The sequence below is a fragment of the Ewingella americana genome (assembly GCF_006438725.1).
Classification (GTDB): Bacteria; Pseudomonadota; Gammaproteobacteria; order Enterobacterales; family Enterobacteriaceae; genus Ewingella; species Ewingella americana_A.
On the sequence record NZ_RCZD01000007.1, the window covers coordinates 263,844 to 275,154 of the forward strand.

Genomic DNA, 11,311 nt, shown 5'->3' on the forward strand with positions numbered 1-11,311 from the left:
AAGTCTCAATTTCCATATCACATTTCTATGTTTATAATATATGGCGAAATAATTAGTGATGAAATTATGAAAATTAATTTCACTGTTGATCGTGGAAAGATAATGAGATTAGACCTTGAATAATAGACCACACACTAAAAAAGTGTAAATATTGTTTATTATCAATAAGAAAAGTGATGTTCTGTTTTTTTTCTCAGCTTACATGCACCCGGCCTCTCATCCAACCATAGATGAAAGATTCATTACTCACTTTTCCTTCCGCCAGTTCCAGATAGCGTTGCCCCTGGCTGCAATTTAATGATGTCACTAATACCTCATCACCTTCTTCTCCCCGCAGACGAAGAAACTCTGACAACGCATTTAAGGTTGCCGGACCTATTTTTCCATCCACGCCAATATCATTATAAGCAGTGCTTTTCTGGTTATACACATTCAACCAGCGTTGTAACCATTTAATACCCACCGACGGCCCCATATTAGTCCCGGTATCACACAACTCCATCGCAACAGCAGGAGAGAGTGCATTGACTTTATCAAAACCGGGTTGGTACCAATAATTTTTCTCAAGTAAGGTATAAGCCTGCTCGCGGGTAAAATCCCGCATATCACCGGTATACCCATTATCGCGTGCCGTTTGTTCCGTTATTCCCCAATGAGTCGCACCACCTGGATCGTCAGGATGATTGACATATGCCCCTTCGTTTTCCAGTACAGCGTCGATTACAGGATTATTTGGCATGGTATAGCCCTCAGTTTATTTATACGATTTATTTATACGATAAAAGCAAAATATATTGCAGCGCCGGCAATCAATAGAGAAGCCGTTATACTAACCAGAAGTGGGAGATATAAAACCTTCGAACGGGGAACCCTCTCCTGGATCACATCGATTGATATCGATGTATTAACCCGGATCCCAGACTTTGGTACAGTAATAAAAAGCTCATCCAATCCCAGTGTTTTCAAATCCCGACGAATTAAATAGAGTGTTTGAGTCAGGCTGGCATCACTGGTAAATTTACTTCTTGCTCCCCATAACGCATAAGATATTGCTGTTTTTTCGATCACCTCATCCTTGGCATGTTCAATAATAAAGCTAAGGCAACGTGCTCTCATAGCAGTCAATTTAATATTGATACCACTATTTAACGTTTTTAATTCTTTGGTTCCTTCATTGAAAACATACTGACCATTTATAAGATAAACGCTCATCTTTAAAGACTCTCCAGACCGGTGGCAAACAGAAATCAGAAATCCATTTTTCGATAAGATTTATCGTATCTTCTTTTTTAACTTTCACCACATCCAATCAGAATATTATGAATAATTTTAGATATGTTGTGATCCTTTTAAAAAAAACAGGACCTTTTCAAGTTTAACTCAAAAACATTTTCACACTGGCTCAATATGTAAAGAACTGAATATTTAACTTGAATTATCTGGATTCATAAAATCCAGTTGAGTAATAGATGAAAAACTCACTTTATTATCCACTTAGCTGTGGCTCAATGATGTTTTTTTGAAGCAAAAAAATCATCTGCCTGGGCAAGTTACTTTCATTTCAAAAAGAGACTATTCCTCATATTTATTTTTGCTGTCAGATGATTTGAGAGAAACCCTTCCCTCCTGAATTATAGCGCCAGCAGCATAACGCTGTGGACTCCTCACTTTTATTCATATTCAGGAAAACATTATGACTACCAGTAAATTGATTAAAACTGACGCGTTGACTGAAGCATCTTATAAAGCCGATGGCTTTGATCCTGCTAAAGATACCGTCAAATACAGTTACACCTCTGCGCGTGTGGCCAAGCCGGTTTACAACAAATATGACACCACCAACAAACCAAAAGTTTTCGGTTACTACACTGACTGGTCACAATACGACAGCCGCCAGACCGATGGCGACGACACACCGTCGAACCGTGGCCGTGGTTATGATCTGGCTAACGTCAGCCCAACGGCGTATGACAAAATCATTCTTGGCTTCCTCGGCATTACCGGTGACACCACGGGTGAGAAGGCCGATGTCATCGCCCGCGCTGCCAGCAATTTGAATAAAGTGACCAACGAACCTACTTTCCTTGACCCATGGGGTGACTTCCAGACCAGTAACAACGTTGGCCTGGCAAATTCCGGCTGGGTAGAAATGGACGTGAACAGTGCAACACAGGCAACAGTAAAAGGTATCGTCGGTGGTCTGCGCGATCTGCAAGCCAAAGCGAAAAAATTGGGCCATACGCTGGCACTGTCAATGAGTATCGGCGGCTGGACCATGAGTAGCGGCTTCCACAATATGTCGAAAACCGCCGCGGGACGCAGTACTTTTGCTAAAGGGGTTGCCAAGCTGTTCACCCGTTTCCCGATGTTCTCCGAAGTGGATATCGACTGGGAATACCCTGGCAACGCCGGTAACAACAACGCCTATGGTGATGAAGACGGTGCCAACTATGCGCTGTTACTGGCTGAGATCACCAAAGAGCTGAAAGCAATTAACCGCAGCGACGTTAAAATCAGTATCGCCAGCTCCGCCGTGGTCGCCATTCTGGAAAAATCTGATGTCGCTACCCTGCTGAACAATGGTTTGTACAGCATCAACGTGATGACCTATGACTTCTACGGTACACCGTGGGCGACAGAACTGGACCATCACACTAACCTGCATGCGCTGATTGAAGGCGGCTGGGGTGTGGACACCATCGTCGATTATCTGCTGGCGAAAGGCTTCCCATCTGACCGTATTAACGTCGGTTATGCCGGTTATTCACGCAATGGCCAGAATGCCGTACTGGAGAGTTTCTCCCCGCTGAAAGGGACCTATACCCCGGAAGCCAATGCCGAAACTACCGGTACTTTTGAAAGCGGCTGCAGCGAATGGTATGACCTGATCAACAACTATCTGGATTTGGAGAACCAGAAAGGCCGTAACGGTTTCAGCGTCTATACCGATCAGGTGGCGGATGCCGATTACCTTTATAACAAAGAGTCTAAACTCTTTATGTCACTCGACACCCCGCGCAGCGTAAAAGCCAAAGGGCAATATGTGGTTAAAAAAGGCTTGGGCGCACTGTTTACCTGGACTATCGATCAGGACAACGGCGTACTGGTTAACGCGGCACGTGAAGGGCTGGGCTGCACCGTGGTCGATCAGGTGGTTGATATGGCGCCGTTCTACTTTGATGGCATCAACATCGCGGGCGAAGTGCCCGATGATGACAAACCAGCCACCAACACTACGCCGGTTGCCGATATTCAGCTTCAGGTGATCAGCGGTTCCAAAGTTCGTCTGAGCGGTGCGGCGTCCAGCGATGCCGATAACGATGCTCTGACCTACAAATGGGGCGTACCGGCTGGAATTTCCCCTAGCAGCACCACCACATCCACCATTACCTTTACTGCACCGACTGTGGTCAGCCGCGCTGAATTCCAGTTCTCACTGACGGTGACGGATACCCATGCCGCGTCTTCGGTTGCCAAACAATATACGCTGGTCGTATTTGGTGAAGAAGTTGTGGAGCCGGTTGTTGATCCGGTCGTCGATCCCGTTGTTGACCCCGTGGTTGATCCGGTTGTGGACCCGGTGGTGGACCCCGTTGTTGATCCGGTTAGCACATACGATGAGTGGGTTTCCAGCAAAGTGTACAACACCGGTGACAAAGTCAGCCATAAAGGCAAAGACTATGTAGCCAACTACTGGACTCAGGGTAACGAGCCAGGTGATGCACAGTTCACCGGTGAATGGGCGCAGTGGAAACTGCTGTAACCATTTAGTATTAAGAAACCAACGGGGCAGATTTCGCCCCGTTTTTTTTATTTTTACCGCGCACCCAGCCGCTGTTTTTCGGTCAGAAAATCAATAAACACCCGCACTTTGGGCAGCATATGGCGGCTGCTCGGCCAGACCACCGAGAATTTCCCCGTCTCGTCAAGGAAGTCCACCAGTACAGCCACCAGCGTCCCCGCTTTCAGCGCATCCCGCACCAAAAACTCCGGCACATACGCCAGGCCCAGCCCCTGATTGACAGCCTGTAGCAGCGCTTCGAGATTATTACTGCTGAGTGCCACCGGTAAATTCAGCGGCGGCTCGCCGTTGAGCGCCCAGGGCTGAAACTGCCCGCTGGCTGGAAAACGGTAACGCAGGCAAGCGTGGTGTTCGAGTTCGCCCGGTGTCTGCGGTGGCGGGTTCTGTGCAAAATAGGCCGGACTGCCGACAATCGTAAAGTAAAACGGCCCGAGCCGCCGTGACATCAACTGTGACGTCGCCAAATCGCCGCTACGCACCGCCACATCGATCCCTTCGGCAATCAGGTCCACCATGCGGTCACTGAAATCCAGCTCAAGTTCTACCTGTGGGTAGCTGCGCATAAAATCGGCCAGATGGGGTAATAACATGCGATAGCCAATCGCCGGCATACTGACCCGCAACTTGCCACGTGGCTCCGCGGAGACCCGCGACATTTCCTGCTCAGCCTCTTCCATTTGCGCCACAATTTGCTGGCAACGTTCGAAAAATAGCTGACCCTCGTCGGTCAGGCTGATGCGACGCGTGCTGCGGTTAAACAGCCGAACGCCGAGCTTTTCCTCCAGCCGCGCCACGCTTTTACCGACCGCCGAGGCTGAGATCCCCATACGTTCGCCCGCTGCCGCGAAGCTGTAGTACTGAGCTGCCCGCACAAAAGCCAACATGCCGTTAAGATTTTCCATGAGGGTCTCCGTTGTGGTTTATCACTGCGCACTCGAGCTTTTTTGTCCGTAATCATCGGACTGTAAGCCTGTTTCAGCAAAATTGCAGACATTTTATCATCGTCGCAACCTTCCTTTTATGGATACGACCATGACTCAACTCACACCTCACCGTGCCTCATCGTCTTCACGCCAGCTCAGTGTGCTGCTTACCGTCTGTCTGGCAGGCGTGATTTTGCCGCTGAATTTTGTCAGCGGTGCGGTCGCCACCCCGGCCATCGCTCGCGAGCTAGGCGGCAGCGCACAGGCGCTGAGCTGGATAACCAATGCCTTTATGCTCACTTTCGGCTGTTTTCTGATGGCCGCCGGTGCGCTGGCCGATGAGATTGGCCGCAAGAAAGTGTTTATCAGCGGCGTGGCCGGGTTTGCGCTGCTCTCGCTCCTGCAAAGTTTCAGCACCAGCCTGCTGGCGATCGACCTGCTGCGCGGCACCCAGGGCATTGTAGCCGCCGCCGCTTTGGCAGGCGGTTCTGCGGCACTGGCACAGGAGTTCGACGGACCGGCACGCACCCGCGCCTTCAGCCTGCTTGGCACCAGTTTCGGCGTCGGGCTGGCATTCGGGCCTTTTGTCGCGGGTCTGTTGATTGAACACTTCGGCTGGCGCTCGGTCTTTTTTTCCTCTATGGCAGTAGCCCTGCTCTCGTTACTGGCTGGTTCATGGCGTATGCAGGAGTCACGCAATCCCGATGCGCAAGGCATCGACTGGCCGGGCACCCTAAGCTTCACCGCCATGCTGGCGTTGCTGACCTGGGCGCTGATGGATATTCCGCAGTACGGCCTGCGAAGCGCGCCAGTGCTGGGAATGCTCGGTGGAGCTACGCTGCTGCTGGCGCTGTTTATTGCCGTGGAATTGCGCGTTAAGCACCCGATGCTGGATTTGTCACTGTTCCGTTTTCCACGGTTTATCGGCGTGCAGGCCCTGCCGCTGGCGACCGGTTTCTGCTTTGTGGTACTGCTGGTCATTTTACCCATGCAGTTTATCGGCATCATCGGTCTCAGCGAGCAACAGGCCGGGCTGATGATGATGGCGCTGTCACTTCCGATGCTGGCCGTGCCGTTGATTGCCGCATGGCTGACCCGCTGGATAAGCGCAGGTGTGCTCTGCACTTCAGGTTTAGTGCTGGCGGCGCTGGGTTTGTGGTGGCTGAGTGTGGCGGTCAATGCGCAGAATTTCACGCAAATGATTTTGCCGATGCTGCTGATCGGGCTGGGTACTGGCCTGCCGTGGGGTCTGATGGACGGGCTGTCAGTCAGCGTGGTGCCAAAAGAGCGCGCGGGTATGGCCACCGGTATTTTCAGCACCACCCGCGTGGCCGGTGAAGGAATTTCTCTGGCCACGGTCGGCGCGCTGCTGGCAGCCTTTATGTATAACGGACTGGCGACGCATTTTTCCGGCGCAGACATCGCACAGGCCAGCCAGCGTCTGGCAACCGGCGATTTACACCAGGCTCAGCGCCTAATCCCTGGTGCCAGCGTGGCACAGCTCCAGCAGATCTATGCCACGTCACTGCATCATCTCTTACTGTGTCTGATGGCGATCACGCTGGCCTCGGCGCTCGTCGTGCTGCTCGCGCTGGCCGGCAAAGAGACCACGCCCGATACGGCTGGGGTTCAGAACGACCTGGCACCGTGATCAGAGCGATGTGATAGAGATCATAAAAAGGTGAACATCACCAGCGGCGATCCAGATCCTGTGCGTAGAGTCGGATCGCACGCTGGTATGACTGAATTTCACTGTCTGCACTGGTATCAGCAATCACCTCCAGCAGTACCGACATCGCAGCATGGTGATCAGCCAGGTTGTAGAGCGTCATCGCCAGAAAAACCCGCATCTCCTGCGCATCCGGGAAAACCTGCATTGCACGTTCGAAAATCTGTTTTGACGCCTCAAACTGCCCCAATGTGCGATACGTACTGCCCAGACCTAAATAAGCGCCACGCAGATCTTCCCCGGTTAACCCGAGATCGATGGCCGCCAAATAATAGGCAACCGCCTGAGACTCCAGCCCCATCGAGTCATGAATGCAGGCCGTTTCATAGTGCACCTTCGCCTGTTGCGGATACTGTGCAGCGAGGGATATCCACTCATTCCGGGCCTGTTCGGTTTTCCCTGCCTGACGTAATTGTTGTAAAACAGTGTTCAGATCCATCTTTCACTCCTTCTCAATGCGGGCTAAATGATTAGTAACTTAACTCAAACGCTCACTCTGCCTGGGATTTAAATGCTGCAAATGATTATTTTTAAGGTTTAACAGCCGTAAAATACCATTTATTAGAGTTATAAAGCTTTTTGACAAAAGTGTCAGATAATTCCTCTTAAGTTAAATTTATTAACTTATATTTAACTATGTCCCCGAGTCTCATGGTGCTGTTACTGAAAAGAAAACGGCCCACATGCAAGGTTCAGACTGGCAATGCCAGTGATAATTCCCCTAATAAAAGGGGAAAACGGACAAAAACTGATTTTTAAAACGCAGCCGCATTTTGTCATTGAGCTTTTTTAGAGTGTTACCACCAGAGGATTTCCACATGCACGGTTAGTTGCATGAATAAACAGCCTTACACGTTGTCATTGGGAGTCATCATGGACGCAAAAAAACAATCCTTTCTCACCTTATTTTCCGCGGCTCTGCTGACACTTTCAGCTGGCGCTCACGCAGCAGGCACCCTGACCGGTCAGGTCGCCGTGCAGTTAACTATCAGCACCGGGTGTACCGTTGGTAACGGCACCGCCACCGGCGGCACCAACCAGTGGGGTACGTTGAACTTCGGTAACTATGCCGATTTAACCAGCGTGATCAACGGGACAGTCTTTGGCGCCGACGGCACCAATGCGGTCACCATCACGTGCAGTACCGGCCTTAGCCCCACGCTCTCCCTTAACGGCGGACTGGCCCCCAGCGGTGCTACCCGCACCATGACCTCCAGCGGCAACAGCATCCTTTACCGCCTCTATTCCAACGCCGCACGCACCTCGGAAATCGCCATCAATACTCCGGTGTCTTTTACGGCGAGCACGACGCCGCAAAATTTCCCAATTTATGGTCGCGTGCTGCCTGCTGATCAGACCAATACCAGCCCCGCAGCGGGCACTTATAACGATACCGTAGTTGCCACGCTTTCCTGGTAGCACCTGAATATGTCAGGGCCGTTTACGGCCCTGGATTCACGATTATTCAGAAGGAAAGACCATGGACGCCAAGGTGCTGCTGCTTTTTTCAGCCCTCAGTATGCTGCTTGTTCTGACCGCAGTTCCTGTCAGTCAGGCCGCCACGCTGGGGGTTACCGCGACCCTGCTGCCTGCCTGTACCGCAGGCACGACCACCTCTGGCAGTACCACCTTCGGTACGATCAATTTCGGTAATTACGCCTCTACCACCAGCGTGATTAATGCCACCAGCGCCCAGCTGGCGGGATCAATTCGCGTCAACTGTGTCAACGGCCTGAGCTATAAAATTCTGATGGATGGCGGCAGCAGCGGCAGTGTGAGCAGTCGCAGCATGGCTAACACCACCAATGCCACGCTGAAAGTGCTTTATAACCTCTACACCAATGCGACCCGCTCCACGCTGTGGGACAACACCACCGGCCTGAGCGACGTCGGCAACGGTGCCGATCAATGGCATACGGTGTATGGCCGCGTGCCGTCACAAACCACACCGGCAGCCGGTGTTTATCAGGATACGGTGAACGTTACCGTCAGCTGGTAGTGGGGAGAGACACGATGCCTGAGCGGTACCTGATCACTCTTTTTACCCTGCCGCTGCTGCTCTGCTCTGCCGCCGACGCAGGAACCGCCATCCAGAATTTCACCGTCAGCGCCACCATTGTTAACGGCTGCGCCTTTGGCAGCTCCGTCACCAGCCCGATCACCAATCTCGGCACCATCAATTTTGGCTCGCTAGCCTCCGTTCCCAGCAATCTCGACATGGTCAGCACCACCGGCGCGGGCAGCGTAGTGGTGACCTGCACCCCAGGCGCAACACCGACGATCTCCATGGATTACGGCACCCACGGCGGCAGCGCCACCCAGCGCTACATGGTTAACACCACAGCGGCCACGCAGACGCTGGCCTATCAGCTTTATCAGGATTCAGCGCGCAGCAAAGTCTGGGGAAACGGCGCGCTGGCGATGACGGTCAGCAGCTTTCCGGCCACCACACAAACCTATCCGGTTTATGCACGCTTATTTGCAGTGACCACTTTACCCTCAGCGGGAACCTATACCGACACGGTGACTGTGACATTAACTTATTGAATGATCAGGATATCAATCATGCATTACACCTTTTTTCGCACGGCGTTACCTTTGTTCACTTTGGGCCTGTTGGCCAGTCCAGCCCCGGTTTGGGCCGCCAGTTCAGTGCTGGTCTGGCCGGTGTATCAAATCATCGAGTCGGACCAGAACGGCTCTGCGCTTTGGCTGGAGAACCGCGGGGCCGAACCGGTATCGTTGCAGGTACGGGTACTGGCCTGGAAGCAGGAGAACTTTAACGAGCGCTATGCCGACCAGAGTGACGTGGTCGCCAGCCCGCCGTTTGCCACCGTCGCGCCCGGCCAGCGTCAGTTGATTCGGCTGATCCGCAATACGCCCGTTCCTGCCCACACCGAAAAAGCCTTTCGTATTATCATTGATGAGATCCCCTCCCCGCTGACCGCGCCAGCCCAGGGGCAGGATAAAGCCGTGGTCGGCCTGCAGTTGCAGATGCGCTACCTGTTGCCGCTGTTTATGGATGGCGAAGGCATCTGGACCAACGATCGCACCGACATCAAACGCGACAGCGCCACGGCGACGAAACCGGTGCTGCACTGGAGTATCGACAGTGCGGGCGGAAAAACCTTCCTGAAAGTACGCAATACCGGCGTGGTACATGCCCGGCTGAGCAACGTGTTCTGGTCCAATACCGGCGATGCCAAAAAGGGCGTGAAGCCGATGGTGTCCGGCTTTATGGGTTATGTCTTGCCGGGACAGGAGATGCGCTGGCCGGTTCCGGCGGGCCTGCTGCCGGGTGGCCAGCTTAATGCGCAGATTGCCGATAACACCCAACCGATTGTGGTCCCCCGCGGCGAGTAAAGGCGGGAGCCGCAATACATGCAAACCCGAAGTTTTAGCCTCAGAACAGGCGTTCTTCTTCTGACCAACGCCGGTGGCTGCCTGGGCCTGATGTATGCGGGCAGCCTGCTCGTGGCTCCGTGGCAGGCACAGGCGGCGGAATACGGCGCGCTACCGGACGCCCCGCGTGCAGCCCCGGTGGTCACTGACGCGACCTATTATTTGTCGATCGTGGTGAACGGCCAGAGCGACAATCAGGTGGTGCCGGTGGTCTATCGCAATAATGCCTATTGGGTGGAAGCCGGGGTGCTGGCGAAAAACCATGTGCGTCTCAACGGGCAGCAGCAGGGGCTGGTGAATATCGCCAGCCTGCCGCAGGTCAAAGCCCAGTATGTCGCCGCGACCCAGCAGTTGATCTTACAGGTACCGGATGACTGGCTGCCAAAACAGAATGTCAGCGGCGATAACCTGATGGGATATACCCCGGCGCAAAGCAGCACCGGGCTGTTATTCAACTACGACGCTTACTACTCCGATCCGCACGACGGCCAGCGTTCGCTCGCGACCTGGATGGAGCAGCGCCTGTTCAGCAGCGTCGGCATTCTGACCAACACCGGCACCTGGCGTTATAACATGGAAGGTTCCCCCGGCGATGTCGACAGCACCTCGCAGGACGGATATATCCGCTATGACACCTTCTGGCGTTATACCGACGAAAAAGGTCTGGTCAGTTATCAGATGGGGGATTTCGTCAGTAACTCGCTGACCTGGAGCAACTCGGCGCGCATGGGCGGTTTACGCATCAGCCGTAATTTTGGCGTGCGCCCGGATCTGGTGACCTATCCGCTGCTGCAATACAGCGGCACAGCGGCGGTGCCCACCACGGTCGATTTATTCCTCAACGGGTTCAAAGCCAGCAGCAATAACCTGAACTCCGGGCCGTTCACCCTCACCAATGTGCCCTATATTAACGGCGCCGGTGAAGCCACGGTGGTCACCACCGATGCCCTCGGGCGGCAGGTTTCCACCAGCGTGCCGTTTTACGTCTCCAATACCCTGTTGCGCCAGGGCCTGACTGACTTTGACCTGTCGCTCGGTGCGGTGCGGCAAAATTATGGTGTCAACAGCGCCGACTACTCTGACGCGGCCTTCAGCGGCATTTACCGCTACGGCATCACCAATTACCTGACGATCTCCACCCATGGCGAGGCCACGCAGGGCTGATGGCTCCCCACAAAATGCAGACAGGCATAGCGGGATATGATCTACTTCGTGCGCCAACAAAAAGTAAAGGACCCCGGCTATGCCTGTCGCACAAGTTTGCCAGAAATTTCTCCAAAAATCCCTTTCCCATATTCATGTTTATCGGCGTGACGCCTTGATTTCTATGTCTATGACTTTAGTTCGCGGGGCATCTTTAACCCTCACCAGCATAGGGCGCTATTTGCCCGGTTCCGCAAAAGTGAAACATAAAATAAAACGCGTCGACCGATTAATGGCTAATCCTCGCCTTCA

At 53.0% G+C, this 11,311-nt stretch carries 11 protein-coding genes and 1 pseudogene; 8 read left to right on the top strand and 4 right to left on the bottom strand.

Annotation, left to right across the window (positions count from 1 at the left end; all coding sequences use genetic code 11):
- Positions 1-193: 193 nt before the first annotated feature.
- Together EAH77_RS14900 and EAH77_RS14905 are read right to left on the bottom strand one after the other, a co-directional pair.
- Positions 194-739, bottom strand: coding sequence for a glycoside hydrolase family 108 protein (locus tag EAH77_RS14900; protein WP_140473578.1), 546 nt, complete (start codon positions 737-739; stop codon positions 194-196).
- Positions 740-771: 32 nt separating this feature from the next.
- Complete coding sequence (locus EAH77_RS14905) at positions 772-1,212, bottom strand: winged helix-turn-helix domain-containing protein (protein WP_140473579.1); 441 nt, start codon at positions 1,210-1,212, stop codon at positions 772-774.
- Positions 1,213-1,693: 481 nt separating this feature from the next.
- On the opposite strand from EAH77_RS14905, the gene EAH77_RS14910 reads away from it, so the two are divergent.
- Positions 1,694-3,763 carry a glycosyl hydrolase family 18 protein gene (locus tag EAH77_RS14910; RefSeq protein ID WP_140473580.1) on the top strand — a complete coding sequence of 690 codons (2,070 nt, stop codon included), beginning with the start codon at positions 1,694-1,696 and terminating at the stop codon, positions 3,761-3,763.
- A 53-nt stretch (positions 3,764-3,816) separates the two neighbouring features.
- On the opposite strand, the gene EAH77_RS14915 is transcribed toward EAH77_RS14910, so the two are convergent.
- Positions 3,817-4,704 (bottom strand): LysR family transcriptional regulator, encoded by an 888-nt coding sequence (locus tag EAH77_RS14915; protein WP_140473581.1) that lies wholly within the window; start codon positions 4,702-4,704, stop codon positions 3,817-3,819.
- A gap of 130 nt (positions 4,705-4,834) precedes the next feature.
- Here EAH77_RS14915 and EAH77_RS14920 point away from each other — a divergent pair, with 130 nt between their 5' ends.
- Positions 4,835-6,376, top strand: coding sequence for an MFS transporter (locus EAH77_RS14920; RefSeq protein WP_140473582.1), 1,542 nt, complete (start codon positions 4,835-4,837; stop codon positions 6,374-6,376).
- A 37-nt stretch (positions 6,377-6,413) separates the two neighbouring features.
- Here EAH77_RS14920 and EAH77_RS14925 read toward each other — a convergent pair whose 3' ends face one another.
- The gene (locus EAH77_RS14925) at positions 6,414-6,893 is read right to left on the bottom strand and encodes a tetratricopeptide repeat protein (protein ID WP_140473583.1); all 480 of its coding nucleotides are present in this window, start codon (positions 6,891-6,893) and stop codon (positions 6,414-6,416) included.
- 434 nt (positions 6,894-7,327) lie between these two features.
- Here EAH77_RS14925 and EAH77_RS14930 point away from each other — a divergent pair, with 434 nt between their 5' ends.
- From EAH77_RS14930 to EAH77_RS25385, 6 genes and pseudogenes are all read left to right on the top strand, one after another.
- Entirely contained in the window at positions 7,328-7,873 is a 546-nt protein-coding gene (locus tag EAH77_RS14930; protein WP_140473584.1) for a Csu type fimbrial protein, read from the top strand.
- A 61-nt stretch (positions 7,874-7,934) separates the two neighbouring features.
- Positions 7,935-8,453, top strand: coding sequence for a Csu type fimbrial protein (locus EAH77_RS14935; protein ID WP_140473585.1), 519 nt, complete (start codon positions 7,935-7,937; stop codon positions 8,451-8,453).
- Positions 8,454-8,467: 14 nt separating this feature from the next.
- Complete coding sequence (locus tag EAH77_RS14940) at positions 8,468-9,001, top strand: Csu type fimbrial protein (protein ID WP_140473586.1); 534 nt, start codon at positions 8,468-8,470, stop codon at positions 8,999-9,001.
- Between the two features lie 18 nt (positions 9,002-9,019).
- A complete protein-coding gene (locus EAH77_RS14945) occupies positions 9,020-9,817 on the top strand; it encodes a fimbrial biogenesis chaperone (protein WP_140473587.1) in 798 nt (265 codons plus the stop codon).
- A gap of 18 nt (positions 9,818-9,835) precedes the next feature.
- Positions 9,836-11,020 carry a fimbria/pilus outer membrane usher protein gene (locus tag EAH77_RS14950; RefSeq protein WP_241673465.1) on the top strand — a complete coding sequence of 395 codons (1,185 nt, stop codon included), beginning with the start codon at positions 9,836-9,838 and terminating at the stop codon, positions 11,018-11,020.
- A gap of 79 nt (positions 11,021-11,099) precedes the next feature.
- Positions 11,100-11,311, top strand: a pseudogene (locus EAH77_RS25385) (IS4 family transposase); the annotation flags it as partial.